A 26771-nucleotide genomic window follows, 5' to 3' on the forward strand; every position below is an offset into this window, starting at 1 on the left:
CCGTCTCCGCGATCGGGCCTTCTCGACCCGCTCACCCCTGTTCATCACCCGGGCGGCATGCTGACTCATGCCATGAAAACAGCAATGCTCTCTACCTTTGGTCTAAAAGGCAGAAAAACCATCCAACCTGGTCGCGAACATTGCTAGAATCCCGCGCGCACCGCAGACGCCCCTGCCTCGGGCTACCCGCCCGGGGCGACTCGTCCGGCTCGACCCGGCGCCCACCCGCGCCCTCGGCTCGACCCGGCGCCCACCCGCGCCCTCGGCTCGACCGTCGAGCGCCCCGCAGGTGGCGCCTGCCCGCCCATGACAACCCCGAGAGACCCTCCATGTTCGCCACCGTGCACGCCCTCAGCCGCCCGCTGCTCCGCCTGGGGCTGATCCCCCAGATCGCCATCGGTATCGCCTGCGGTATCCTGCTCGCCACCCTCTCGCCGGCCTCTGCCGAGTCGGTCTCGCTGCTCGGCCAGCTGTTCATCTCCGCCCTCAAGGCGGTCGCGCCGATCCTGGTGTTCGTGCTGGTGGCGGCGGCCATCGCCGGTCATCGCCAGGGCCAGCCGACCCATATCCGTTCGGTGCTGGTGCTCTACGTGATCGGCACCCTGGTCGCCGCGCTGGTGGCCGTGGTGGCGAGCTTCGCCTTCCCCACCACCCTGGCGCTGGAGATGCCCGAGGTCAGCGGCAACCCGCCGGGCAGCATCGTGGAGATCCTCCGCGACCTGCTGCTCAACGCCGTCAGCAACCCGGTCACCGCGCTGATGGAGGCCAACTTCATCGCCATCCTCGCCTGGGCGATCGGCCTGGGGCTGATGCTGCGCCAGGCCAGCGAGGCCACCCGCACCCTGCTCGGCGACATTTCCGAGGCGGTATCGAACATCGTCAGGATCGTGATCCGCTTCGCGCCGCTGGGCATCTTCGGCCTGGTGGCCGCCACCCTGGCGGAATCCGGCCTGGGCGCCCTGCTCGACTACGGCCGCCTGCTGGCGGTGATCGTCGGCTGCATGCTGTTCGTGGCGCTGGTCACCAACCCGCTGATCGTCTACTGGCAGACCCGCCGGAACCCCTATCCGCTGGTCTTCACCTGCCTGCGCGGCAGCGCCATCACCGCCTTCTTCACGCGCAGCTCCGCGGCCAACATCCCGGTCAACCTGGAGCTGTGCAAGCGCCTGAAGCTGGATGCCGACACCTACGCCATCTCGATCCCGCTGGGCGCCACCGTCAACATGGCCGGGGCGGCCATCACCATCTCGGTGATCACCCTGGCCGCCGCCCATACCCTGGGCATCAGCGTCGACTTCCCCACTGCCCTGCTGCTGTGCGTCGTCTCCGCGCTGGCAGCCTGCGGGGTCTCCGGCGTGGCCGGCGGCTCGCTGCTGCTGATTCCCATGGCCGCCAGCCTCTTCGGCATCTCCACCGAGGTGGCCATGCAGGTGGTGGCGATCGGCTTCGTGATCAGCGTGGTGCAGGACGCCACCGAGACGGCGCTGAATTCCTCCACGGACGTGCTGTTCACCGCGGCCGCCTGCCGCGGCGAGGAGCGCCGCCAGGCCTGATGCAACTGCGCCGGCCCCTCGACAAGAAGACGGGGCCGGCGCAGTACGTCGTACAGCGGGTCAGCGGCGGGAGTCGCCCTCGCAGGCGTGCTGCGCGATGCCCGCGTCAAGATGGCCAGGCACCCCACCGCTAGCGGGAGGGGGCGCCGGGTGGCCGGCCACGGCCCGGTCTCGACCATCCGCCTTGGCCCGGTACAGCAGCTGGTCGGCGCGACTGTAGAGGCGGTCGAAGCTCCTCTCCTCTTCGGCCTCGACCACCCCGATGCTCACCGTCAGCCGGTGTTCGGCGGCCGGCCCGGGCAGCGGCATCGCCCGGGTCGCACGCAGGATCCGCTCGGCCAGGGCCTCGGCGCCCACGAGGTCGCTGTCGGGCATCAGGATCGCGAACTCCTCGCCCCCCATGCGCGCCACCCTGTCGACCCGCCGCACCTGCCGCTCCAGGATGTGGGCAAAGTCGACCAGCACCGCGTCGCCGATCGGGTGGCCGTAGGCGTCGTTGATCCGCTTGAAGTGGTCCAGGTCCAGCAGCATCAGGCTCAGCGGTGAACCGTGGCGTCGGCGCCGCTCGAACGCCTCCCCCGCCGCCTCGCGCAGCCAACGGCGGTTGCCGAGGCTAGTCAGGTCATCGGTCCGGCTCTGCAGGCGCATGGTCTCGCGCTGGCGATGCAGATGGAACAGCATGCGCATCACCGCGGCGATCGCCACCAGCAGCAGGAGCAGCAGTACCGCAACAGCCAGCGCCAGGCGCTCCATCAGCTGGCGCTGCTCGGCCGAGGCCCGGTGCAGCAGTTCGTTGAGTTCGCTGTAGGCCCAGGCCAGCCCCTCCTCGATGTCCAGGCCCAGGGCCAGGATGGCCTCGCCGCCCCGCGCGTCGAGCCCCTCCTCGGCGGCGGCGTCGATGGCGGCCTCCAGGGCGGGCAGCCGTGACTCCACATGGGTCAGCTCCTCGAGCAGTGCGTCATAGCTGGCGGGCGCGAGCTCGCTGCGGCGCAGCTGCAGCCGGATGCCCTCGATGCGCCGGGGAATGCGCCACAGCAGCTCGTGGATCTGCTCCAGGTGGATGTGGTCCGGGCGGTCGACCAGGCTGTCCAGGGTCATGCGCATGGCGGCGGGGTCCTGCTGGGCCCTGACGACATCGGTGACCAGCGCCGTGTAGTCGGCCCCCACCTGCTGGCGCGCCTGGGTGACGTAGTAGGCGATCGCCAGGGCGCAGAGCATGGCGATCAGGCTGAACGCCAGCACCAGGCGCATCCCCAGGCCTCGGGAGGAGGCCGCCCTCATCTCGCGCTGATCTCGCTGATCGCCCATATCCAGCGCGTCATCGGCACGCTGCCCTCCCGCGCGGCCGCGGCGTCCTCGGGCACCACCAGCATCAAGGGGCCCAGCGACGCCTCGCCGACGGGCTCGCCATCGAGGCGCGTGACCAGCAGGTAGCGCTTCTCCCGTCGCTGCGCCGGGGTGAGGAAGGTCGTGTAGCCGTCCAGGGCGATGAACCTGACGCGGCGTGCTTCCTCGAGGCCCTGGGCGGCGAGGAAGTCATCCAGCCAGACCCCGGAAAAGGTTCCCTCGGGCCCTTCCGGATGGCGCATCTCCACCGCCTGGAGGCCGGGTGCCTCGATCTGCTCGAGGGTCAGCTCGCGGGACTCGGTGCCCTCGGTCAGGGTCAGCACCGGGCCGTCGGCGGAGGCAGAAGCGGCAACGGCAACGGCCAGCAGCAACCAGCCGGCCAGGCACCAGACACGACCAGGAAAGGAAGCAACACGCATGGGAACTCCCGTGACGGGATGGACGATATAGGATGGCAACCGTCTCAGGCGGCTCGCCTGGCCGGGAACGCGATCCGGATGGGACGCGACTATCGCCAAAGCCCCGTCCGGTGTCCACATTTTGCGACACTAACCCACCAACGCCTGATTAACCAGACCTTAACCAGGCCTTGCTGGAGACGTCGTCAGGGGCGCTGCAGATGGAATATGCCTCGGGGTGCAGCAGTCATTTCTGCTATAACGGAAAGACACTACAACACGCCCCCGGACTGGAGAAAGGATGCCCCTTCCTGGATTCCCGCGTTGCTGGCGATTCAGCCCCGTGATGCTCTGCGCCACCTTGCTCTGTGGACTGGCCCAGGCAAACGAGACGCTGCGGGTCGGTATCTATCACAACCCGCCCAAGCTGATGCTGGACGAGAACCAGGCGCCAAGCGGCATCCTCGGCGAGCTGCTGCAAGCCATGGCAGGAGAGGAAAACTGGGACATCGAGGTGGTCAGCTGCCACTGGCACGACTGCCTGGCAGGCCTCCACCAGGGAGAGATTGACCTGCTGCCCGATGTCGCCTGGAGCACCGATCGTGCCACCCGCCTCGACTTCCACCGCGAACCGGCCCTGCGCAGCTGGTCACAGGTCTATCAGGCGGCCGGCCAGCGTCTCGAATCCGTTGTCGACCTCGATCGCCACCGAGTGGCGGTGCTGGACGGCTCGATCCAGGAACGCTACCTGCAGCAGCTGGCCACCGGCTTCGACATCGATATCGACCTTCAGGGGTTCGAAACCCAGCAAGCCGCCTTCGACGCGGTGCGCCGCGGGCTCGCCGATGCCGTGATCGTCAATCGGCACTTTGGCGACTGGCAACTCCCCGAGCAGGACGTATCGGCCACGCCGATCATGTTCCAGCCTGTCCGACTCCACTACGCGGCACTGCCCGGTGCGCAGGTCGAGCTGCTCGAGCGAATCGATGCCAGACTCGCGGCATGGAAGGCCGACCCCGACTCGCCCTACTTTGCCATCCTCGAGCGCTGGGGCGTGCGCCGCGAGGAGGGCATGCAGGTTCCGCGAGCCTTCTGGTGGGGGCTGTCGTTCCTGGGTGGCGTCCTGGCACTGGCCCTGGGCGGCAACCTGCTCCTGCGACGACGCGTTGCCGAGCGCACCCGAGAACTTGCCAGCAGCGAGCAGCGCCTGGCCAGCATTCTCGACAGCGTGGAAGCCTGCATCTTCATCAAGACGCCAGAGTTGCGCTACGCCTATGTCAACCAGCGAGTCTGCGACCTCCTGGGGCGGCCGGCCGAGGCGATCCTCGGGTGTCGCGACGAGGCGTTTTACGATGCCGAGACGGCCGCGCGCCTGCGTGCCGATGATCTCAGCGTCTTCGACGAGGGCCGGAAAATCCGTCAGGAGGAGCACAACGTCCTGGCCACGAGCGGCGAGCAACGGGTCTTTCTCTCCACCAAGCTGCCCCTGCGGGACACCGCGGGACGCATCACCTCGCTCTGCGGCATCGCCACCGACCTGACCGACTATCGCGAGATCCTCGAACAGAACCACCGCATGGCCTTCCATGACGCTCTCACGGACCTACCCAACCGCCGTCTGCTGATGGAGCGTCTCGGCCAGGCCATTCGGGGCGTGCATCGCACCGAGCGCTTTGCCGCCCTGCTGCTGATTGACCTGGACCAGTTCAAGCTCGTCAACGACCTGCATAGCCACCTGACCGGGGATCGACTGCTGCAGCGGATGGCGACTCGCCTGGCCGCGTACACCGATGACGTCAACACCCTTGCCCACCTGGGCGGGGACGAGTTCGCGCTGCTCATCGAGGATCTCGCGCCGCCCCTGGAGTCTGCCGCCCAGCGAGCCGAGAGGGTCGCCATGGACCTGCTGGAGACCATTCGCCACGCCCGCGACCACGAGGACGACCCGACGGTGACGGCCAGCATCGGCCTGACGATCCTGACCGGCAACGACGTCGACGCCGGCCGCTGCATGCAGCAGGCCGACATCGCCCTGGGGCAGGCGAAGGGCGCCAACGGCAACGCCCTGCGCTTCTTCAATCCCGAGATGCATGCCAGGGTCAAGGCGCGCGCCCGGCTCGAGAGCGACCTGCAGCGCGCCCTGGAGCGTCAGGAACTGCTGCTGTACTACCAGCTGAAGGTCGACCGGCAGCAGCGCCCCATCGGACTCGAGGCGTTATTGCGCTGGCAGCACCCCGAAAGGGGGCTGGTGTCGCCGGCGGACTTCATTCCCCTGGCCGAGCAGAGCGGGTTGATCCTTCCCATCGGCCATTGGGTGCTGGAAACCGCGTGCCACAAGCTGGTCGAGTGGGCCGACATTCCCGGCCGTGACACCCTGACGATCGCCGTCAACGTCAGCACGGAGCAATTCCGTCAACGCGACTTCACCGCACGGGTGAAGGAAGTGCTGGAGAGAACGGGGGCCGATCCCCGACGCCTGGTGCTCGAGGTCACCGAATCGCTGCTGATGAACAACCCGGAGCAGGTCAAGGCGACCCTTGCCGAGCTGCGCCGGAGCGGTATCCGGCTGGCCCTCGACGATTTCGGCACCGGCTACTCGTCGTTGAACTACCTGAAACAGCTACCGCTGGATGAGCTGAAGATCGACCGCAGCTTCACCTCGGGCGTTATGCATAGCCCGGCCGACGCCGCCATCGTCGAGACCACCCTGACACTCGCCGAGAACCTGGGACTGGCGGTGATCGCCGAAGGCGTGGAAACCGATGCCCAGTTCGAGTGGGTCAGGGCCCGAGGGTGCACGGGCTTTCAGGGCTTCCTGTTTGGCCGGCCGGTTCCCGAGGAGATGCTCGACCTCCCCTGCTCTTCTACCGCTCAGCCTCCATGCCGAAACAACGACATGGCAGGTGATACTGATCGCTGACGGAGACGCAGGCGAAGGCCCCCGTATCACCGGGCATGCGAATTCATGGCGCGGCGTCGGGTCGAAGGCTGGCAGGCCGCGGTGGCAAGGGCACTGTTGTGGCCAGCCGCGGCTCAAGAAGCGGCTTGGATTTTCCGTGGTGACCGGGCTTGCTCACATTGTCTTCAATGCCTACGTGCTGACCCGTTTCCTTGAGGCCGATCATGACATCATTGCCGATCGAGAATGTGCAGGCGTATCCGCGCCCTCCGCGACTGGAACCGGTAACCGAGCCGCTGACGATCTATCTGGATGACAGGCAGATTGCCCAGACAACGCGGGGCTATCGCGTTCTCGAAACCCATCACGCCCCAAGCTACTATTTCCCGCCCGACGACGTAGCGGACGTGTTGCGCACGGTCACCGGCAGCAGCGTTTGTGAATGGAAGGGGGTCGCCCGCTATTTTGACGTGGAAGGCGAGCGACACCTAGTGCGACGCGCCGCCTGGTGTTACGAACACCCCAGCGGGCCCTTTGCGCCGATTGCCGGCTACCTGGCCTTCTACGCGGCCCGCATGCAGCGCTGCCTGGTCGGGGACATCGAGGTGCTTCCCCAGCCGGGGGATTTCTATGGCGGCTGGGTCACACCCAACCTCAGGGGCCAGATCAAGGGCGCGTCCGGAACGCGCCACTGGTGATCCCGCCGCGTGCAGCGCTTGGGCCATTCACCCGAGCGGGCCACGCTCGCCCCGTCCGGTCGCTGTCAGAGCTTGACGGTGGGATCGGCAAAGCCCTGCGGCACGTAGAGGTTGTGCGTCCCCAGGTTCTTGACATCGGTCTCGCCACACAGAGCCATGGTCGTATCCAGCTCCTTGTGGATGATCTCGAGTGCCTTGGTCACGCCCGCCTCTCCGGCGGCACCCAGGCCGTAAGTGAAGGCGCGGCCGATATAGGTGCCCTTGGCCCCCAGCGCCAGCGCCTTCAGCGCATCCTGGCCGGAGCGAATGCCCGAATCGAAGTGGACCTCCACCTGGTCGCCCACCGCCTCGATGATCGATGGAAGCATGCGGATGGAGCTGACGGCCCCGTCCAGCTGGCGCCCCCCGTGGTTGGAGACGATGATCGCATCGACCCCGACCTCCACCGCGCGCCGTGCATCCTCCGGGGTCATGATGCCCTTGACGATCAGCTTCCCGCCCCACCATTTCTTGAACTGGGCGATACGCTGCCAATCCAGTGACACATCGAACGCTTCCGCCGTCCAGGTGGAGAGTGACGACGGATCGCTCACCCCCTTGGCATGGCCGACGATATTGCCGAACGAGCGGCGCTTGGTGCCCAGCATTTCCAGCCCCCAGGGGATCTTGGTCGCCATGTTGGCGATCGAGCGCGCGGTCAGCTTGGGGGGAGCGGATAGCCCGTTCTTGATGTCCTTGTGGCGCTGGCCCAGCACCTGCAGATCGACCGTGACGACAACCGCGGAACACTGGGCGGCCTTGGCGCGATCGAACAGGCGACGCATGAAGTCGTCGTCCTTCAAGGTGTAGACCTGAAACCAGAACGGCCGGGTGGTGTGCTCGGCCACGTCCTCGATCGAGCAGATCGACATGGTCGAGAGCGTGAACGGCACGCCGAACGCCTCGGCCGCCCGTGCCGCCTTGATCTCGCCATCGGCAGACTGCATGCCCGTGAGCCCCACCGGTGCCAGCGCCACCGGCATGGCCACCTCCTCGCCGATCATCTGGCTTTGCGTGGTGCGCCCGGACATGTCGACGGCCACCCGCTGCTTGAGGTGGATGTGCTGGAAGTCACTGCTGTTTTCCCGAAACGTCTGCTCCGTCCAGCTGCCGGATTCGGCGTAGTCGTAGAACATCTTCGGGGTGCGGCGGGCGTAGTGACGTCGCAGGTCTTCGATATTGGTATAGACAGGCATGCGCTCTCCTGAACAAAGGGGGTTGCCGTCGCGGTCGATTCGCCATGCGAGCCGACGAGCTTCGACCGGCCGTGCGACCCGGCAGACCCGCCGCAGCGGCGTGTGTCAAACCCCGGGTCGGGTCACTGTACCACCTGCGGCGCATCCCGCCGCGAGAGTCGGCCGCACCATCACCCCCGCGCATTGATCTGTCAGAATGGACGGCATGCACATGACGATGGCCGGCCCGTCGCACGGACGCCTGCCACGCCGATGTTTTCCCGCCACGTTCAACCAGGAGGCCCCATGGCCGTGATACTGCAGGTGCACTTCCCCTTCCCCGGCCCCTTCGGCGACGAGATGGCCGATGCCCTCGCCCCGCTTGCCGAGTCCATCAACGCGGAACCCGGCCTGCTATGGAAGATCTGGACCGAGGACGCCGAGCGCCAGCTGGCCGGCGGCGTCTACCTGTTCGCCACCCGGCAGGACGCCGAGGCCTACCGCCAGATGCACACCGCCCGGCTGGAGGGTATGGGAGTGACCGGTATCGAGGCACAGATCCTCGAGACCAACGAGGCGCTCTCGCGGATCAACGGCGGGCCGCTGGCACTCGCCGGGAGCTGATCCGGAACGCTCGGCCACGGACCAGCCGAGCACCGGGCACGCTAGCGGTGCAGCTCGCGAAACGCCCTGATCACCTGGCCGGCCAGCGCTTCGCTGGCCTCCCCCGCCCCCTCACGGCGTACCAGCACGACATGGTACTCACCCAGGTCGGGCAACCCGACCTCGCGGGGTAGTTGACGCAGTGGCGACTTCACCAGGCTCATTGGAAAGGGTGCCACGGCGATATCGGCGAGCATCGCGGCCTCCTGGCCGGCCCAGTGCTCGCTGGTGTAGGCGATGCGATACGCCCGGCCGATCGCGTCGAGGGCCGACAACGCCCTGCCACGCCAAGGCCACCCCTGACTCGCCAGGGCCACGGGCAGCGGCGAGCGCCAGGCCGCCACGCCACCGTCGCGACCGGCCCACACCAGCGGCTCGCTATGCACGACCTCGCCCTCGGCCGCCATCTGCCCCGGGGTTCCGGCGGTCATCAGGACGAGGTCAAGCTCGCCAGCCTCCAGCTGGCGTTGCATGCTCACGCTGCCATCGACGATCACATCGACCTGCACCGCCGGGTGCGTGCGAGCGAACTGCGCCAGCACCTCGGGCAGGATGCGCGCGCCCTGGTCGTCAGGGGTGCCGAAGCGCACCGTGCCCTCCATCGGGGGAGCGAGGAAGCGCGTCACCGCCTCCTCGTTGAGCTTGAGCAGTCGCCGCGCATAGCCCAGCAGCACCTCGCCCTCCCGGGTCAGCCGCACCTGGCGCGCCTCGCGCACGAACAGCCTCTGCCCCAGGGTTTCTTCCAGCCGCTTGATCTGCATGCTCAGCGCAGAGGGCGTGCGGGATACCTCGCGCGCGGCACGGGTGAAGCTGCCGCGTTCGGCAATCGCCACGAAGGTCCGCAGCACCTCGAGATCCAGCAGCGGCAGCGGTCCTGCATGCACCGTCGGGGAAGAGAACGGCATGGCTACACCTTTCAGAATTTCTGAAAGCTCAATGTAATCCTTTTCGTTGGATTCAACAAAGACCATCAACCATGCTGTCCACGAGGTCGCTACACATGCCCTCTTACCCGACCCATTGACCGCCTCTTTGGCGGTCGGCCAGAGGAGGCACCGCCATGCGTCATCTCGACTCTACTCGCAAGTTCGACGCCAGCAAGGAGCGCGCCACTCGTCCGCCCATGCCGAGGTTCTGCATGCCGGCCATGCCGCCACTCGGGCTGATGGCGTCCATCGAGAACCGGCTGCAGGCCTGGCGGCAGCGCATCCATCACCGTACACATTGAGGCGAGCAGGTCGCCGCCGGGCCCCGGCTAGCAAGAGGCTCGGCGGACCATCGGGCGAAAGGAAGTTGTCCATCATGGACAGTCAGGAATCAACCAACGAGAAACAGCTAGCGCGTCACTACCGGCCTCGAGATCGAAACTCGTCCGATCCGGGAGCGTCAAGAGCGAAAGGGGCACCTCAACCGGAGGAAGATCACTCCTCTGAAGACGCTTTCAACAAGTTTTCAAGACGCTCGATCTCGGCCCTGGCATTGACGAGCTCACTGACATCGTATTGCACACCGAGGTAGTAGATTAAGCGACCCGAGGCATCACGCAGCGGCTGAATCGACAACCGGTTGTGAAACAGTGTCCCATCCTTGCGATAGTTGCGCAGCGTCACCTCGACGGGGGAATGCGCCTCGAGTGCGGCACGGATCTCATCGAGTGCCGGCTGATCGCGATCCTCACCCTGAAGGAATCGACAGTTTCGCCCCAGGATTTCCTCCTGGCTGTAGCCCGTCAGCTGTTCAAAGATGGTGTTGGCATAGACAATCGGAGAGTCCGGCTGATCCGGATCGGAGAGGGTCACGCCATTCACGCAGGTGTCCAGGATCTGAGTCAGGACATGCGGAATGATGCCGGTGTCTTTGTCGGGAATGAATAGCATGGTGTCTCCAGGCCGAGGGCGCTATGCAGGTGAATTAATCCGTCCTTGTCTGACCGAGCTCCCGTTCGACCAGGGCCCTCAAGTCGCGCACGACGCGTTCCGTTCCATCCTTGACTGCCACGCGAATGAGCTTCTCGAATGGCCGCATGGCAAAATTCAGTCGCGCCAGCTCGAAACTGAAGGTCAGCCGTGTTTGGTCCTGCTGCGGTTCGAAGAAATAGTTGATCTCGAACGGATCCTTGATGCCCTTGAAACAGACGCGGCGCTGAGGCTCGAGCGCGATCACCCTGAAATCAGCCTCGGAACGGCGCCCCTGGTCGATTCTCACCTGCCGGGCCGTCCAGCCGACGGCCAGCGGCCCATTGCTCAGGGGCGTCAGCTTCTGGACCTCAGGCGACCACCGCGGATAGTTGCGGACAAAGTCGGTCACCACGAAGCCATACACATCAGGCACCGGGCAACGAATCAGGGTACTGGACTGGGACTTTACCATCGTTCAGGCGCTTCCCATGAAGACGGTTTACGAGAGTTCGCAACGCTACGGGCATAGGCGTAAGAGAAACGTCATCGAGCCTCGCTGCCAACACGGCCAAGCTTGACGATAGCAGTATTTTGGCGATCCACGGATCATTTTTCCGAGCCAGTGCCGGGGCACTCCCTCAGGTGCCTGCCCGGCGCCCAGGATAACGCTCACACTCTTCATCCCGATCAAGCAGTTGGCATCACGCGAGCGCACGATGGTTTCCATCCCGCCCCCCCTGGGCGGAGGATTCGACATCGCCACATCAACAGATCTGCATACGACTGTCTCGCGGCGTGCATGAACGCCGCGCAGGGCTCAAGCGCGCCGTTGACGTAGCGGGACAGTGGCTGATGCCATGAAGGTGGGGTACCTTGGAAGCACCGCCATGCTGCCCCCAATAGAGGAAACTTCGATGATCATTCGTCACGCCAACGAGCGCGGCTACGCCGATCACGGCTGGCTGAAGTCTCGTCACACCTTTTCGTTTGCCGATTACGTCGACCCGAATCACATGGGCTTTCGTAAGCTGCGGGTGATCAACGAGGATCGCGTACAGGGCGGCCAAGGCTTCGGCACCCATCCCCACCGGGACATGGAGATCCTCTCCTATGTGCTGGAAGGCGAGATGGCCCACCGGGACAGCATGGGCAACGGCGCGGTCATGCGCCCTGGCGATGTGCAACGCATGTCGGCCGGCACCGGCGTGCTGCACAGCGAGTTCAACAACACCCCCGACCGTGAGCTGCACTTCCTGCAGATCTGGATCGAGCCGAAAGAGCGAGGCATCGCCCCCGACTACGAGCAGAAGGCCTTTCCCGCGGAGCAGCGCCAGGGGCAGTGGCGGCTGGTGGTATCCCAGGAGGGGCGCGACGGCTCGGTGAGCGTGAACCAGGACGTCAACCTCTACGCCGGGCTTTTCGATGCCGGCGAGCGAGCGCCTACGCCTGCGGTGCGCCACGCCTGGCTGCACGTAGTACGCGGCGAGGCCGAGATCAACGGACAGCGGCTCTCGGCCGGCGATGCCGCCGCCTTTCAGCCGGGAGAGACCATCGAGGCGGTTGGTGTTGAGGCCTCGGAGATCCTGCTCTTCGACCTGGCCTGAACGGTATTCGGCGTGGAAATGGGGGCGGTAACGGAGGTGCATGTCCCGTTACCGCCCCCATGGTTATCACCCCTGCTGCGTGAGCCAGGCGGCGGTATCGGTGACCTCGGCATAGGCGAAGCCGAGCCCGGCCATGAAGGCCGCGTGCACCTGCGCGGCCGGCACCGTCACGCCATTGAACGCCTGGTCGTGGGTCGCGCAGGCGTCCTGCAGCACCGTGACCCCATAGCCCAGGTCGGAGGCGGCCCGGGTCGCGGCATCGATGCACATGTGGCTCATGGCCCCGACGACCACCAACTGCTCGATGCCCTGCTCCTGCAGGTGCTCGTGCAGCCTGGTGCCCAGGAAGGCGTTGACGTTGTTCTTGAGGATCACCGCTTCGCTGGCGGATTCCTGCGGCGTCATGGAGGCGTGGATGCGCGCTCCCTCGCTGCCCGGCACGAAGAACGGCGCCTCCTCGGTGGGGAACTCGTGATGGATATGCACGATGGGCAGCGACTGCTCACGGAAGTGGGCGAGCACGCCGGCAGCGTTGTCGGCGGTCTGCTCGATATCCACCAGCGGCCACTTGCCGGCGGGGAAGTAGTCGTTCTGCAGATCCACGATGATCAGGGCGATGTGGCTCATGATGTGCTTCTCCTTGGAGGCTGGAGCCAGCATCATGGCAGGCCCTGGCCATGGGGTCGGGTGGCAGGAGTGACACAATGCAGGCAAGAAGTGACAAGCGGCCCCGCCGCATCCGGATCGCGATCCCGACCCTGCCGGGCAGCGCCCAATCGGCCGTCTACGGGCTGCAGGACCTCTTCGGCACCGCCAACCGCATCCTGCAGGAGCTGCAGCCAGCTCCCGAGGTGGCCTTTGCCGTGGAGCTGGTGCCGGCCGGCAGCACGCACATCGCGCCCCCCGAGATCGCCATCGTGCCGCCCATACTAGAAGGTGATGCCTACCTGAACGCCCAGCCCGAACTCTGCCGGACGCTGCGGGAGTGGCACGCCGCAGGCACGGTGGTGTGCTCTGTCTGTGCTGGCGCCTTCCTGCTCGCCCAGGCCGACCTGCTCGACGGGCGGCGGGCCACCACCCACTGGCAGCTCGAGACGGCGCTCCGGACCCACTACCCCCATCTCACCCTGAATACCGATGCGCTGCTGATATCTGAGGCCGACCTGGTCACGGCCGGCGGCGTCATGGCCTGGATGGACCTCGGCCTGCACCTGGTCGCGCGCCACGTACCGCCCTCCGTGGTGCAGGCGCTGGGGCGCTTTCTGGTCATCGACACCGGCGAGCGTCAGCAGCGCTACTACCGCGCCTTCACGCCTGAGATGGCCCACGGCGACCGGGCAATCCTGCGGCTCCAGCACCACCTGCAAGCACACTTCACCAGTCGCCAGACCACCGCCGAGATGGCCGCCACCGCGGGACTCGGCGAACGTACCTTGATGCGCCGCTTCCGCCAGGCCACCGGGCTCGGCCCCGGAGAGTACCTGCAGCAGCTGCGGCTGCAGCGCGCCAGGGAGCTGCTGGAGAACCGCCGGGACAGCGTGGAACAGGTCGCTCTGGCCGTGGGTTACGAAGACACCAGCGCCTTTCGAAAGATGTTCATCAAGCACACGGGGCTAACGCCTGGACAGCATCGCGCCCGATTCGGCGCCGCCCACTCTCGCTGAACCAGCGCGGTCGCAACTCGGCCGAAGCTCAGGCAGAGGCAATCAGGCCTTTCTTGCGCAGCGCCGCCAGGACCTTGCGGGCGAGACTCTCCAGGAGCGTCAGGTCTCCGAAACGAGGCACCTCACCCTCCTCGAGTCGGTCCTCCCACTCCTCGAGTTGGGTATCGAGAACTTCCGGCAGCCCGGTGGCAGACGGTGACTCAGTAGAGATGTACCGCCTCGAAGCGGGCACGTGCCTCGCCCTCACCATCCACGAGGGTCAAGGTTTCGCCCTCGACCTGCCAGCTGGCGATGTCGTCGAGGGCATCAAGAAAATCGCGCTCGAGTGCCATCACTTCGCCAGGACAGGCCATCATGGTGGTGGCAACCTGGCCGAAGCGTAACCGGTCGCCATCACGCTCATACTCGCCCATCATGCGGTTGCAGCCGGTGGAGCCTGCAAGGCGTGCGTCCTCGGCATGAAGCACCAGATGCGCCTCGCGTGCCTCCTCAATGACCACTGCCTTGCGCTCGCCCACCGTCACCAGCTTCCAGTAGGTATTCTCCAGGGGCTCGTTGACGGTGGCGCCGCCGGAGGTCGCATCAAGCCCGGTACAACCGGCCAGGGCCAGCGTGCCGACCAGCAGCGCCACAAGCGAATACTCATGTTTCATCGAGGTCACTCCATTGCCATTTGTGTAGATCTTGCATCGTAAGGTGCATCTCTGAACCTGCTCGAGCCAACGCTGGGCTTCAGCTCGCCACCTCGATCAACGCCGGATCGTCCTCCACCGGCTTGTTGACTCGGGTGCTCACCGGCCAGTGGGTCAGCAGATCGTGCGGGAGGTGGTGGACCCGATGGCGAATTGTCTCGCGGTCGGTCAGCTCGGGATCGAGCCAGGGTTCCAGGCTCTGCTGATCCAGGATCAGCGGCATCCGCGGGTGGATCGCCTTGGCGACGCCGCGGGCGGGCTCGGTGAGGATCGCGCAGCCGGGCTTGCCGTCCGGGCGCTCCGCCCAGATACCGCCGAACCACAGCGGCTCGCCGTCGCGGCGGGTCAGGTAGTGGGGCTGCTTGCGACCGTCCACGACCTCCCACTCGTACCAGCCGTCTGCCGGCACCAGGCAGCGGTGATGGGAGAAAGCCCCGCGGAAGTAGGGGGAGGTAGCGATCTTCTCGACGGTGGCGTTGATGGGCTGAGGCGCCTTGTCGTCGGCCCAGTGGGGCCGGTAGCCCCACCAGAGCGCATCGAGGCTAAGCTGGCTGCTGTCGTCATGCCGGCGCACCGCCGAAATCCAGGTACCAGGCGCGACGTTGTAGTGAGGGGTCAGTTCACTCTCGACCAGCTGCAGCTTGAGGGAGGCTGCCAGGCTGGGGGAGTCGCTGTAGAGGGCGAAACGGCCGCACATCACATTAATCCTGATAGTGCGTGTACTTTTTCGCACTTCCCTTCACTTGGTCGGCGGGATATTTCTCCGCATTCTTCTCCACCTTCGCCCGGCATGCCGCTTCGATATCCACGTCCAGCTTGCCCGCCAGCCGGATCAGATAGAGCTGAACATCGGCAATTTCGTCGCTCACAGCGGCCAGCTGCTGCTCATCGAGCTCCCTGGACTGCGCCTCGGTCAGCCACTGGAAGCACTCCTGCAGCTCTGCTGCCTCCACCGTCAGCGCCATGGCCAGGTTCTTGGGCGAGTGGAACTGGTCCCAGTCGCGCTCGGTGGCGAACTGGTCCATGGCATCGCGAAGCTGCTTGAACGGGTCTGACATCTAGGTGGCACCTGGTTCTGCGGTATCGGATAGCGGTGAGCATGCCTGCTCTGCTGCTCGCTATCCAGCCAGCATCGGCGTAGGTGACCATCCGGCCGCCCACTCGCTCACAGCACGGAGAGGAATTCGCCGATGACCTTCAGGTCCTCCAGCTCGTCCTCGAGCACGATGTCCTTGTAGCCGAAGGCGTTGGTCTGGGGCTTGAGCACGATGCGCTGGTTCACGAACTCGCCATACTCCTCTACCTTCTCGCTCTGATACTGCTTCACCGTAAAGCTACCGCCATGGTCCGGGTCCTCGATGGCACGATGCTGCACCACGACGACCTTGCCTTGCCGTGTGCCGCCAGGGTTGGCACGGAACAGGCACCAGGCGCCGTTGGGAATGCGCCGATTCATCGACTCCCCCACCACTCGGCTGACGAACAGGTCGGGGCTCACTCGCATGAAGTCCGGCAACTCGACCCAGTGCTCGGCTTCGGCGATCTGCATCTCGCTGAACTCGCCGGCGGCGATGCTCAAATCGTACACGGGCACATGGCGCTCGAACGGCACGGCCTGGTCACGCTTCACGATGGGAAGGTGCAAGCCATCCAGCGTCTCGGCATCCTCAGACGCCTCCAGTCGCTCGGTCGCTGCTTGAGCTCGAGCAAAGGCCGCGAAGTACTCGCGGGTCTCGGGGTCCGTGGCATAGACATAACAGCCCTTCTGGCCCCTCGTCATCAAGGTGCGATAGGTGTTCTTGATGATCTGGTCGGCCAGGGCACGGGCGTGCTCGGGCTGCTCCCTGAGCATCTTCTTGTAGCCATGCACCGAACGGTCCTGCCCCGCCCGCTTCCCCGCGTCTGTCACCACGCGGCCGTCACGAATCACGAAGTCGTCCCCGATGATGACGCCGACGTAGTCGAACTCGAGCCCTTGGCAGGTGTGGATGCAGCCGACCTGCTCTGCTGATCCATCGGCGATCGCCCACAGCATGCCGTCATCATCGAGGTTCCACTGGGCCGCGAAGTCATGTTCGGGAAACACGATGTCCATGGCCTGCTTGTCTTTCTTGCTCGCCCAGGGCCAGCAGTAGCCTGCCACCATGCGTGCCTTGTTGGCCTTGCGGTTCTTCTTGAGAATCGCCCGGCGCAAAGCACTCGGGTCATCGAACACCTGGAAGTCGTAGTCGATGTCCTCCAGGTCGGTGTTGGCCGTGGTGCGAATCTGAAGGGCGTGATCGAGCCATGCCAGATAGCCGTCCGAGCCGTTGCAGCGAAACTGCGACGCCAGCTCAAGTTCGTGGACATCGGCGCCGCACTCCGCTGCCCGCCGCCTGATCTCCTCGACCGTCCCCACGTCCTTCAGCGTCACACGCTGCGCCTCATCGATGAAGAAGAGCGAGAAGCGTGACGCGGCGATCACCTCCTTGATCTGGCTCTCGCCCAGGTTCTGATACATGCCCGACTTCTCGTTCAGGCGGTGCGCCTCATCGACGATCAACGCATGGAAGGTGTCCGGCTCCGCGTTGACGTAGCTGCCCGAGCCCTTGAACAGGTTGTCGATGTGGGTCTTCTTGCGCGTTCCGGTCAGCTTCTTCTTGAAGACCTCACGAGGGGCCGAGTTGCGCGAGACGTATTGCGTCATCATCTCGCGCTTCGTCAGCTCCACCAGCAGGTTGATGGCCACCACCGACTTGCCGGTGCCCGGCCCGCCCTTGACGATCAGGCACTGCTTGTTGCCGCTACCTGCACGGTGAGCGAGGTCAAGCGCGGTTTCATAGACCAGCTTCTGCTCGTCGATCATCAGGAACTCGGCGTTGCCCTGCATCATCGATGCCAGTGCATCCGCCAGGTTCTTGCTCGGCTTGATCACACCGTGCTCGATGCGATACATGATGTCGTTGCTGTCGCCGTACTTGATGTGCTGGCTCAGAAACTCAGAGAGCTTCAAGGCATCCTGCGAGATGAAGACCGGCGCACGGCGCGTGTGGTGCTCGTAGAAGGGATCATTGATGGCGTCTCCCTGCTTCATGTTGTGCAGGTAGGCGCAAGGCACCAGGCGGATCGACTCGGAGCGTACCGTCTCGTTGTAGTCCTCGATCAGCGCGCCATAGGACCATGCCTGATACGAAGGATGGTTGGTCTCGCGTACGCCGCCGCCCAGCTGGGTACGCACGATGGCGTCCTTCTTCGTTACCTCGACGGACTGCCACTGTTTCAGTTCCACGATGACCGCCGCATCATCCCGCTGGCGGTTCTTGCCGGTCAGGATGAAGTCCACGCGGCGATTGGTCAGCGGAATGTTGTATTCGATGGCCACCCCGGCCGACGCGGGAATCGCTTCGTCCAGCAGCGCGCTCATCATGAAGCGCAGGGAGTTCTCCCACGACGTCACCTCACTGCGCGGCGAGTTGCGGTTCAGTCTGCGTGCCACCTCGTTCTCGATGGCGTCGGTGATGACGTTGGCTCGCACATCGTCGATAAACTGCTGCTTGGTGGCATTATAGACCAGCATGTCCGTGTAAAGTCCCTTTTCGAATCAGCCGCTCAGAATTTCGCGTAGATGTATTTAACAAATATGCACGCCGTAAGCTGAAACAGCATGTTTTGATGACGACGAGAACCGGAAACAGAGCCACAATGCGATCACTGTCGGGATACCGCTGGTATCGCGGGAAACCTATAGTCTTTAGTCACGAAAAAATCGTCGGAGTGATTCTGGTGGGCGCCCCGCTTTTGGCCGAAACATTAGACAAACCTTGACCATAACAGCCCAACCGCGGTTTGCAACGCGGACAGCAAGATTTCTCCCGGGAAAGGCGGGAAGCAAGCGAGGTCTGGCAGGATGAGGATGGTGGGCCCAGCTGGACTCGAACCAGCGACCAAGGGATTATGAGTGCAATTTTGCTAATATTGAGGACCGCGCCTGCCATGCGGTTATCTTTTAAAATCAGATAGTTGAAAATTTCCACTGCTTACACTAGCCACACCGATTCCTCGCAAGCAGCAACCAATCAGCAACCAACGTAAGCCTCCGTCGAGCACCGCCGGCGCATGGTTAGGCGAGTTTGCCAGTACTGCGGCAAGGGTTCGTGAAGTTGGCTGTCCTTGTGAAACAGGAGCCGCTCCAGCACGTCTTTACGGTAGGTGAAGGGCTCAGCCGTGCGGGCGTCAGACGGCACGGCTGGGGGCAGCCGGCCCCGCAGAGGCCAAGCGTGTGAGGAAAGAACAGGCGGCGCCGTCGGCACGCGGAGCGCAAGAGCGCCAGGGATGCTCAGGGTGGCGAAGCCAACCATAAGGACCGTAGCCCGGAGCAGCCCGCCCGCGAGCGAGGAATGAGCCGGCGGGGGTTTCCGGGATCAAGAGGTGATGTAGTCCTCGAGGAGAGCTATGGCCATCATCTGCGCGATATGCCGTAACGAATGCCCCTGTTCGCGGAACTGCCAGGCCCGGCGGACGAGTTCCTCTACACTAATCTTGGTCGCAGCCTACTCGCCACATTTCTGGCAGCATAGTCGCGTTGGCAGCCGCGGCAATAGCTGCCGGCGAGGAGCACGGCAATCCGGCTGCCTCCGTACGCGGTGTGTTTTATCAAACCGAGACCGGCATCCATGTGGACGCCGGTCATGGGAAGAACGCTTGGTACCTGGACAAGCGTCTCAGTTCACGCGATAGACGTCCCTGTTGAAACGCACGATTTCATCCCCCCAAGAGTCGAACTCCATGACCTCCTCGCCCTGGGCTTCCCAGACTTTCTTCTCCTCATCGTTGGCGAGCGGAGAGAACCATCCGGTCCACGCGTAGAGAATACCGATCAGCGGCGAGAGCCAGCAGGCAAAGGCTAGAGGAATATAGAGCAGATCAATGGGCGAACCGCTGTAGACCCCAAGCCCCAGGGAAGTGATGACCACGGCCCCACCGGCGTTCCACGGTACCAGGGGAGAGACCAGTGTTCCCCCTTCTTCTGTGGCGCGGGAGAGGTTGAGCATCGAGTACCCCATGCCGCGATAGGCCGGCCCGAACATGCGGCCCGTCAACGCGATCGAGAGGTAGGGGTCGCCGGCTACGACATTCGTCACTATCGAACTGCCGATCGCTGACGTCTGCAGGGACCCAAAGCTTCTGATGCGCTTCACGACTGCATCGAGTATCGCCCGCATGGACCCGGTACTCTCAAGAATTCCACCGAAGGAAAGCGCAATCAGAAGCAGCGTGATGACCCAGGTCATGGACTGGATGCCACCGCGATTGAGCAGACCATCGATTGCGGCCACCCCCGTCGCAATCTCATAACCGGAGAAAGCGTAGACAAAGATATTCTTTATATTTTCACCCTGGAAGACCAAGGCGGCCAGCCCGCCCAAGAGAACACCAGTGAACAGTACCGGCATCGCCGGCATGCGCATGACCGCCAGACCGATGACCAGCGCCACTGGCAGCACCGTCCACCAGGACAGCATGAAGTGTTCTGTCAGCCCGTTGTTGATGGAGGCAATCCTGGCGAGAGAGGCAGACTCGTCACCCACCAGACTGAAGCCAGCCACCAGATAGATCACCACTGCGATCAGCATGGCCGGCAGAGTGGTCGGAACAAGGTTGCGGATATGTTCGAAGAGGTCCACGCCGGTGACGGCTGGAGCTAGGTTAGTAGTGTCCGAGAGCGGAGACACCTTGTCACCGAAGAAGGCCCCCGACACTACGGCACCTGCAGTCCAGTACACCGGGATATCGAAACCTGCCCCTATCCCCATCAGGGCCAAACCAACCGTACCAACTGTTCCCCAGGAAGTGCCGAGTGACACCGATACCACGGCGCACATCAGTGCGGCAGCCGCCAGGAATAACTGCGGGCTGATCAATTCGAGACCGAAGTAGATCAGCGTCGGCACCGTACCGCTGGCGATCCACACGCCGGTCAGCATCCCCACAAGGATCAGGATGCCGATAGCAGGCAGGCCGACACTAACCACGTGCAGCATGCCTTCCTCCATGTCCTTCCAGGAGGTCCCATTCCAGCGACCGACCAAGGCCGCAATACCGATCCCCATGATCAGGGGGACATGTGGCGTGAAGGTATCGAACACGAACAGTTGGATACCGAGAACAATGAAGGTCAAAAGAATTGGCAGCACAGCCAATTGCAGCCCAATCCGGGGCTTGGTCTTGTCCAACATCTCGACTTCTCCGAGTGGTTATTCTTGTCGGGGCAAGCCGACAGCATCGTGCTGGCCCCACCATCGGTCATCACACACCAAGAGTTGGACGAGAAGATTGAACATATGCGACATAATCATTGAACAAAGCCAGCACGCGGCCTATTAACCATTGCAGGACATCTTACGATTATCCTTTGGTAGAAGATTGATTGCTGGCAAAATTGAGGCAGGGAAGGCGTTAAGCCTTCGGGGCTCGGGAATCCATGAAGCCCGAGACAGGCAACTGTCTTTAGATGGATGCAGAGTTGTATATGAGCGGCGCTGGAGACCCATCAGCCCCCTGAAACAGCAGCAAGGCACGGCTGCTCTTCGCGCCCGCCTGACTTGTGAACACTAAGGGTATCTCGTGATGTCTGACTGGTGGCCTATGACCCATCAGCGCACCGGATAACAGGCGTCGCCCCAAAGCTTGTCCGTGTTGTCCAGCAGGATTTCGATGATCACCGGCACCGCATCGCCCATGATGTTGTTGGCGTCGCGCAGTTGCTCCCGATTGACCGAACTGCCCCAGGTGGCACCGCCGTGGATCAATTGGTTGCGGAGCGTGTAGAGCCGCTGGAAGACGATGCTCAGCACCGTGCCAGTATCCTGGCTGGCCAGCGATGCATGGGCCGCACGCTTGGCACTCGTGAACTTGGCCTCCCAGTCCTCGCTGCCGGCCTGGCCATTCTGGTGATCCCAGAAGGGCTGGAAGACATAGCGGTTGTCGAGCAGGATGCGGATCGCCCCGGGATAACGACTCCAGACCAACTGGTGGAGGCGGCCTTGATCGTCCAGGGCGTCGAGGCGCTTCAGGAACTTCCCCAGCAGCCGGCCCTGGGTCACTTGCATCTCGCCCAGGTCGTTGGCATAGGCGGCATTGAAGGCAATCCACAGGAAGATGAAGCGGCCATCCTCGTCGTCGCACAACTCGGCGCGAGCCAGCCAACTCAGCGCCCGGTGGATGCGCAGGGCGATACCTTCCGCATGGGCGTGGCGCTCGTCCCGCTGTCGTGCCTTTAGCTGGGCATGGGTCAACATCGGCTCTCCTCCCTGAGATCGTGGTGCCCCCAGTATGGGTCAGAAGGCATCAGACTGCAGGCGGGGCACGCTAGGTGCCGATGACCAACACAAAGCGGCTTCCTGGCCGATGATCCGCCATTTACCGAGGTAGAGCGCGCGTTGCGCAGCTGATCTGGGCGAAGGCCCCCTTAGTGACGGAGTCGGCCGCAAGCCCCGCGAACCTCCCCCAGACACGACGATGCCGCTCCTTGGAGCGGCATCGTTGGTCAATGCGTGACGGATCAGAACGAGACGTCGAACACCAGCGGAACGATGGTGTAGAGGGCCACGATGATCACCAGCAGGCCGATCACGTTGAGCCAGATGCCAGCGCGGATCATGTTCTTGATCGGCAGATCCCCCGTGGCGAAGGCAACGGCGTTGGAAGGTGTCGCCACCGGCAGCATGAAGGCACAGCTGACGGCGAAGGTCACCACGATGGTCATCAGGAAGGGCTCGATACCCAGCCCGACGGCAATGGCCCCCATGATCGGGAAGAAGGCCGCCGCCGTGGCGGTGTTGCTGGTCAGCTCGGTCAGAAGGATGATCACAATGGCGGTGAACGCAAGGATCAGGATCGGGGGGAGGCCAGACATCCCCGAGACGCTCTCGCCGATCCAGACGCTCAGCCCGGTGGCCGTGAACTGAGCGGACAGCGTCAGCCCACCACCGAACAGGATCAGCACGCCCCAGGGCACGTCGCGGGTGGCCGTCCACTCCAGCAGAGCGCCCTGCCCCTTCGATGCAGGAATCACGAACATCAGGATCGCCGCCAGGATCGCCACGCTGGTGTCGTTGATGTTGGACAGCCAGGGCAGCGCGGCCTGCACCGCGGGAATCCTCGCGATCAGCGGCAGGAAGACCCAGCAGAACACCGCCCCGGCGAAGACCATCAGCACGCGTCCCTCTTCCGGCGACAGCCGCCCCATGGCCTTGAGTTCGGTCTCGATCATGGCGCGCCCACCCCGGATGTCCTCGACCTCGGCGCGGAACACGACCTTGTTGAGTACGAACCACGCCAGGACCAGCATGGTGGTGGAGAACGGCACGCCCATCAGCATCCAGTGGCCGAAGCCGATGGACAGACCATGGGTGTCCTCCATGTAGGCGCGCATCAGCGCCATGGGTGGCTGGCCGATCAGGGTGGCCATGGAACCGATGGTGATCGCGTAGGCGATGCCCAGCAGTACCGCGGCCGAGAATTTGGGGGTGTCATCGCCGTTACCGAGCGACTTCACCAAGGCGATGATCGAGCCGCCGATCGGCACCATGATCACCGCCGTAGCGGTATTGCTGACCCACATGGTGATGAACCAACTGGCGGCCATCAGGCCGAAGACGATCTGTGCCGGCTTGGTGCCCACCGTGAGCACGGTCAGCAGCGCGAAGCGCCGATGCAAGTTCCAGCGCTGGGTCGCCAGCCCCAGCAGCACCCCGCCCAGCACCAGGAAGACGATGCTGTGCGCATAGGGCGAGGCTGTCGCCCCGACCGAGGCGATGTCGAAGAAGGGAAACAGCACCAGCGGCAGCAGCGAGGTGGCCGGGATGGGAATCGCCTCGGTCATCCACCAGGTGGCCATCAGCATAGCGATGGCTGCCACGACGCGTGCATTGAGGGCCAGCGATTCGGGCAGCAGGAAGAACACGCCCAGGCCGATGATCAGGCCCAGCACGAGCGATACCGGCTTGAAGGCGGCGGCTTCAGTGTAGGGCAGCTGTTCGGCCGCCCCGGTGGCGTTCGACATGGTAGTCACCTGCAAGGGAATAACAGTGCAGGCGAGTGTCACGGCTGGGGAAACGGGCTTCCAATACCTATCGGGTTGGCGCGCATACTCAGCAGGGCACTGTAATCCACCGACGCGCACCACTGAATCCGCGAAGAATCAGTCGGTTAGCCACGTCAGGGTTAGCCCCCACGAATTGAACTCACGCAATTAAGTCGCAGGCTAAGGGTTAACCATCTTTGCCACCTTGGGTAGCGTACGACCAATGGATGACACTGAAGCCGCCGGCGTCAGCCGGGGGCGGTGTGCGAGGTTGCTCCAGCGCCGCTGACGCCCGGATGGCGGCACGGAGCGCGGCCGTTTCCACCTCGGCAGCGACGTGGCCAGGCTGCGCCTTGTTGGCCGGGGGTATGGCGAGCAAGCGCAGGCAAGGCCGCGAGCGGGGCTGGGGGAGCAAGTCTCTACGTGCACGGCACCAGCGACGTGCCGCCCGGGACACGCCGGGCAAGGGGTTGGGCGCGGTGTGCCCCAAGGGCGGCGCGAGCGGTGAAGTCGGCACGGTACCAGCATGGCGTCAGCCGTGCGGGCCAGGGTTGGCCTGGCGGCGAAGCCGCTTGGCCATCTCAGGTTGTCGTAACCGACTCGGTCGATGCGAGCCTCATGTCGAATGCATTGAGTGTCATGGCAACGAACGAGTAATAGCCTATGATACCCACCACTTCCACGAGACTTTGAGTGCCAAGAGCATCCTGCATGGCCTCAAATGTTTCATCATCGACTCGTTTTTCATCAAGAAGTTGATAGGCGAATTTCTGCAAAATTGCCATTCTGGAAGACTTGAAACTTACTATCCTCTTATCCCGTATTTGAGCAACCTCATCTTTCGACAACCCTGCTTCTATCGCGATTGGCTCATGAATCTGCTGCTCACCGAGGCACTGGAAGTGCGCAGCCACGCAGAGAATCAGCAGCTCACTCTCGATGGTGCCGAGTTGGGTGTCATAGCGGCAGAATGCACCCAACTGCTGTGCAGGCTCCGCCAAACCAGGGCTATGTAGCCAGGCCAGGAAAGGACCATCGGCATTACCCCGGGTCGCGAGCACTGACTGGAAAATGGCATTTTGCCTCTCATCCATGTCATTAGCAGACGGCAACACAATCCTTGACTGCATGTCGATACTCCAAAGTTTTTACAAGTCTTGTTCTACGGTTCGCCTTGCTCTGCCTGCTCGACCCTGTTGCCGGCTCACCACAAAGCAGTAGCTGGCAATCACGGCGATCATCATTCCCCCCATCGCGTCAGCCAATGCCCCAGGCATAATCAGCATCAGTGCCGCGGCAAAAAGCAGCACCCTCAGATATAAATTCATCTGTATCCAGAGCCAGCCGATGAGTGAGGCAGACAGGGCGATGACTCCAACAGTGGCTGCCAGGGAATTGAGGGTCATCTGCATTCCTGAACCGATACCGAGAATGGAAGGCGCAAAAACGAACATGAAGGGCACGATAAAGCTTGCCAGCCCGAGCTTGAGGGCGGTCAGGCTGGTTCGCCAGGGGTCGGAGTTGGCAATGGCCGCTGCGGCATAGGAAGCCAGCGCAACTGGAGGCGTTATGGCGGAGACCCCTGCGCAGTACATGACGAACAGGTGGGCGGCCAGCACCGGTACTCCGAACTCGACGAGTCCTGGCGCCAGAAGAACAGCAAGAATGATATAGGCCGCCGGCGTCGGCATGCCCATCCCCAGGATTACCCCACACAGCATGGTCAATACCAGCAGTAGAGGTAGGCTCCCTTGGGAGATACCCAGCACGATCGAACTCATTCGCAGGCCGAGACCCGTCTGGGTGACAACTCCCACGATGATCCCCCCGACTGCGCTGGCGATAGTGATCTGCCCAATGATGCGGGGGGCATCGTTCATGGCCTGTAGGCAGTTCTTGAACAGCAGAGAACGGGATTCCTTCTCGAACACCACCTGTGCCAGCACCAAGGAGCCAAGGGCATACAGGGCTGCCAAAGTTGGCGTATACCCGCTGGATAGCACGATGAGCATGACTATCACCGGAATCAGCAGGTAACCACGCTGCTTGAGCACCTGGAAGGCGCGCTCATCTGCGACCTCCGGGGCAAGCTCAAGCCGCTTGGCCTCGAAGTGGACCATCGCGATAACAGAAATGAAGTAGAGCAGCGCAGGAATGATGGCGGCCCTGGCGATCTCGAGGTAAGGCATCCCGATGAATTCGGCCATGATGAAGGCTGCGGATCCCATCACCGGCGGCATGAACTGTCCACCCGACGAGGAGACGGCTTCCACGCCCGCGGCGAAACGCGGAGGAAACCCGGCCTTCTTCATGGTCGGTATCGTGAATGAGCCGGTGACCACGACATTGCCGGCAGAGCTCCCAGACAGTGACCCCATCAGAGCACTGGAGACGACAGCGGTCTTAGCCGCGCCGCCAGTGAACCGACCGGTCAGGCTCCGGGCAAGATCGGTGAAGAAGGTGCCGGCCCCGGACGAAACCAGAAACGCACCAAATAACACGAAGAGGAACACGTAGGTGGCAGTGACACGCAGTGGCGTGGTCCAGAGACCATCCTGGGTCAGGTAGGTCGTCTCGATGACAGCATCAAAACTGTAGCCACGATGCCACAGGACAGAAGGAAGGTAGTTGCCCCACAGCGCATAGACAATGGCAGTTGCTCCCAGGATCACGAGGGGCCAGCCGACAACGCGTCTTGCCGCCTCAAGAACGGTAAACACCAGAACAGAGCCGCTCAGGAGCTGAGGGGTGGTGAGCGGGTCGAAGTAGAGCATGCGCTGCTGCAGTTCAGCGGAATTCAGCGCGAGATAGGCACAGCCGCCTACCGCCATGGCGGTAAGCAGCAGGTCACGTACAACGAACAGGACCCCAACAGCCCCCGATGCCGGCTTGCGGTAGGTCCAGAATATGATCACCAGGGCAAACCCGAGGTGCACAGGCAAGTGCACTTCAGAGATGGGCGTCCCGAAGAAGGCCGTCATGATGTGGTAGAAGGACATGGCGACGGCCAATGCCGCGACCGCATGCTTCAACCCTGAACGGAACGTATCGTGCGAGATAGTCATTGTCTCGGCCTC

At 63.6% G+C, this 26771-nt stretch carries 23 protein-coding genes; 7 read left to right on the plus strand and 16 right to left on the minus strand.

Annotation, left to right across the window (positions count from 1 at the left end; translation table 11 throughout):
• Nucleotides 1-329: 329 nt before the first annotated feature.
• A complete protein-coding gene (gene sstT / locus DFP85_RS06015; protein WP_133635397.1) occupies nucleotides 330-1553 on the plus strand; it encodes a serine/threonine transporter SstT in 1224 nt (407 codons plus the stop codon).
• Between the two features lie 60 nt (nucleotides 1554-1613).
• On the opposite strand, the gene DFP85_RS06020 is transcribed toward sstT, so the two are convergent.
• Both DFP85_RS06020 and DFP85_RS06025 read right to left on the minus strand, forming a co-directional pair.
• Nucleotides 1614-2861, minus strand: a complete 1248-nt coding sequence (locus tag DFP85_RS06020; protein WP_133635398.1) for a GGDEF domain-containing protein — start codon at nucleotides 2859-2861, stop codon at nucleotides 1614-1616.
• The gene (locus tag DFP85_RS06025) at nucleotides 2831-3319 is read right to left on the minus strand and encodes a molybdopterin-dependent oxidoreductase (protein WP_133635399.1); all 489 of its coding nucleotides are present in this window, start codon (nucleotides 3317-3319) and stop codon (nucleotides 2831-2833) included. Before DFP85_RS06025 ends, DFP85_RS06020 begins: the two co-directional genes overlap by 31 nt.
• A gap of 280 nt (nucleotides 3320-3599) precedes the next feature.
• Between DFP85_RS06025 and DFP85_RS06030 the strand changes: the two genes are divergently transcribed.
• Entirely contained in the window at nucleotides 3600-6218 is a 2619-nt protein-coding gene (locus tag DFP85_RS06030) for an EAL domain-containing protein (protein WP_243737217.1), read from the plus strand.
• Nucleotides 6219-6421: 203 nt separating this feature from the next.
• The gene (locus DFP85_RS06035; protein WP_133635400.1) at nucleotides 6422-6895 is read left to right on the plus strand and encodes a DUF427 domain-containing protein; all 474 of its coding nucleotides are present in this window, start codon (nucleotides 6422-6424) and stop codon (nucleotides 6893-6895) included.
• Between the two features lie 65 nt (nucleotides 6896-6960).
• Here DFP85_RS06035 and DFP85_RS06040 read toward each other — a convergent pair whose 3' ends face one another.
• Nucleotides 6961-8130: an alpha-hydroxy acid oxidase gene (locus tag DFP85_RS06040; RefSeq protein WP_133635401.1), complete on the minus strand. Its 1170-nt coding sequence runs from the start codon at nucleotides 8128-8130 to the stop codon at nucleotides 6961-6963.
• A 285-nt stretch (nucleotides 8131-8415) separates the two neighbouring features.
• Here DFP85_RS06040 and DFP85_RS06045 point away from each other — a divergent pair, with 285 nt between their 5' ends.
• On the plus strand, nucleotides 8416-8733 hold the full coding sequence (locus tag DFP85_RS06045; protein ID WP_133635402.1) for a monooxygenase: 318 nt from the start codon (nucleotides 8416-8418) through the stop codon (nucleotides 8731-8733).
• Between the two features lie 41 nt (nucleotides 8734-8774).
• On the opposite strand, the gene DFP85_RS06050 is transcribed toward DFP85_RS06045, so the two are convergent.
• A complete protein-coding gene (locus DFP85_RS06050) occupies nucleotides 8775-9677 on the minus strand; it encodes a LysR family transcriptional regulator (RefSeq protein ID WP_133635403.1) in 903 nt (300 codons plus the stop codon).
• Nucleotides 9678-9832: 155 nt separating this feature from the next.
• On the opposite strand from DFP85_RS06050, the gene DFP85_RS18880 reads away from it, so the two are divergent.
• Entirely contained in the window at nucleotides 9833-10000 is a 168-nt protein-coding gene (locus DFP85_RS18880) for a hypothetical protein (RefSeq protein ID WP_166644605.1), read from the plus strand.
• Between the two features lie 193 nt (nucleotides 10001-10193).
• Here the strand turns inward: DFP85_RS18880 and DFP85_RS06055 are convergent, their stop codons facing one another.
• Together DFP85_RS06055 and DFP85_RS06060 are read right to left on the minus strand one after the other, a co-directional pair.
• The gene (locus DFP85_RS06055) at nucleotides 10194-10649 is read right to left on the minus strand and encodes a PAS domain-containing protein (protein WP_133635404.1); all 456 of its coding nucleotides are present in this window, start codon (nucleotides 10647-10649) and stop codon (nucleotides 10194-10196) included.
• Nucleotides 10650-10683: 34 nt separating this feature from the next.
• The gene (locus DFP85_RS06060) at nucleotides 10684-11142 is read right to left on the minus strand and encodes an SRPBCC family protein (protein ID WP_133635405.1); all 459 of its coding nucleotides are present in this window, start codon (nucleotides 11140-11142) and stop codon (nucleotides 10684-10686) included.
• A 442-nt stretch (nucleotides 11143-11584) separates the two neighbouring features.
• Here DFP85_RS06060 and DFP85_RS06065 point away from each other — a divergent pair, with 442 nt between their 5' ends.
• Nucleotides 11585-12274 (plus strand): pirin family protein, encoded by a 690-nt coding sequence (locus tag DFP85_RS06065; RefSeq protein WP_133635406.1) that lies wholly within the window; start codon nucleotides 11585-11587, stop codon nucleotides 12272-12274.
• A 66-nt stretch (nucleotides 12275-12340) separates the two neighbouring features.
• Here the strand turns inward: DFP85_RS06065 and DFP85_RS06070 are convergent, their stop codons facing one another.
• Nucleotides 12341-12901, minus strand: a complete 561-nt coding sequence (locus DFP85_RS06070) for a cysteine hydrolase family protein (protein ID WP_133635407.1) — start codon at nucleotides 12899-12901, stop codon at nucleotides 12341-12343.
• 77 nt (nucleotides 12902-12978) lie between these two features.
• Between DFP85_RS06070 and DFP85_RS06075 the strand changes: the two genes are divergently transcribed.
• Entirely contained in the window at nucleotides 12979-13938 is a 960-nt protein-coding gene (locus DFP85_RS06075; RefSeq protein ID WP_133635408.1) for a GlxA family transcriptional regulator, read from the plus strand.
• A gap of 200 nt (nucleotides 13939-14138) precedes the next feature.
• Here the strand turns inward: DFP85_RS06075 and DFP85_RS06080 are convergent, their stop codons facing one another.
• The 9 genes from DFP85_RS06080 to DFP85_RS06120 form a co-directional block, all read right to left on the minus strand.
• Nucleotides 14139-14591: an META domain-containing protein gene (locus tag DFP85_RS06080; RefSeq protein ID WP_133635409.1), complete on the minus strand. Its 453-nt coding sequence runs from the start codon at nucleotides 14589-14591 to the stop codon at nucleotides 14139-14141.
• Between the two features lie 79 nt (nucleotides 14592-14670).
• A complete protein-coding gene (locus DFP85_RS06085; protein WP_133635410.1) occupies nucleotides 14671-15327 on the minus strand; it encodes an SOS response-associated peptidase in 657 nt (218 codons plus the stop codon).
• Between the two features lie 4 nt (nucleotides 15328-15331).
• Nucleotides 15332-15688, minus strand: coding sequence for a nucleotide pyrophosphohydrolase (locus tag DFP85_RS06090; RefSeq protein WP_133635411.1), 357 nt, complete (start codon nucleotides 15686-15688; stop codon nucleotides 15332-15334).
• Nucleotides 15689-15795: 107 nt separating this feature from the next.
• The gene (locus DFP85_RS06095; RefSeq protein WP_133635412.1) at nucleotides 15796-18186 is read right to left on the minus strand and encodes a DNA/RNA helicase domain-containing protein; all 2391 of its coding nucleotides are present in this window, start codon (nucleotides 18184-18186) and stop codon (nucleotides 15796-15798) included.
• Nucleotides 18187-19330: 1144 nt separating this feature from the next.
• Nucleotides 19331-20845: a Na+/H+ antiporter NhaC gene (gene nhaC / locus DFP85_RS06100; protein WP_133635413.1), complete on the minus strand. Its 1515-nt coding sequence runs from the start codon at nucleotides 20843-20845 to the stop codon at nucleotides 19331-19333.
• Between the two features lie 417 nt (nucleotides 20846-21262).
• Nucleotides 21263-21907 (minus strand): HEPN domain-containing protein, encoded by a 645-nt coding sequence (locus DFP85_RS06105; RefSeq protein WP_208108458.1) that lies wholly within the window; start codon nucleotides 21905-21907, stop codon nucleotides 21263-21265.
• Between the two features lie 263 nt (nucleotides 21908-22170).
• Nucleotides 22171-23673, minus strand: coding sequence for an SLC13 family permease (locus DFP85_RS06110; RefSeq protein ID WP_133635414.1), 1503 nt, complete (start codon nucleotides 23671-23673; stop codon nucleotides 22171-22173).
• A gap of 602 nt (nucleotides 23674-24275) precedes the next feature.
• Complete coding sequence (locus DFP85_RS06115; RefSeq protein WP_133635415.1) at nucleotides 24276-24824, minus strand: carboxymuconolactone decarboxylase family protein; 549 nt, start codon at nucleotides 24822-24824, stop codon at nucleotides 24276-24278.
• 18 nt (nucleotides 24825-24842) lie between these two features.
• Complete coding sequence (locus DFP85_RS06120) at nucleotides 24843-26759, minus strand: TRAP transporter permease (protein ID WP_133635416.1); 1917 nt, start codon at nucleotides 26757-26759, stop codon at nucleotides 24843-24845.
• Between the last annotated feature and the right edge of the window lie 12 nt (nucleotides 26760-26771).

The sequence above is a fragment of the Halomonas ventosae genome, from assembly GCF_004363555.1.
GTDB classification, from domain to species: Bacteria; Pseudomonadota; Gammaproteobacteria; order Pseudomonadales; family Halomonadaceae; genus Halomonas; species Halomonas ventosae.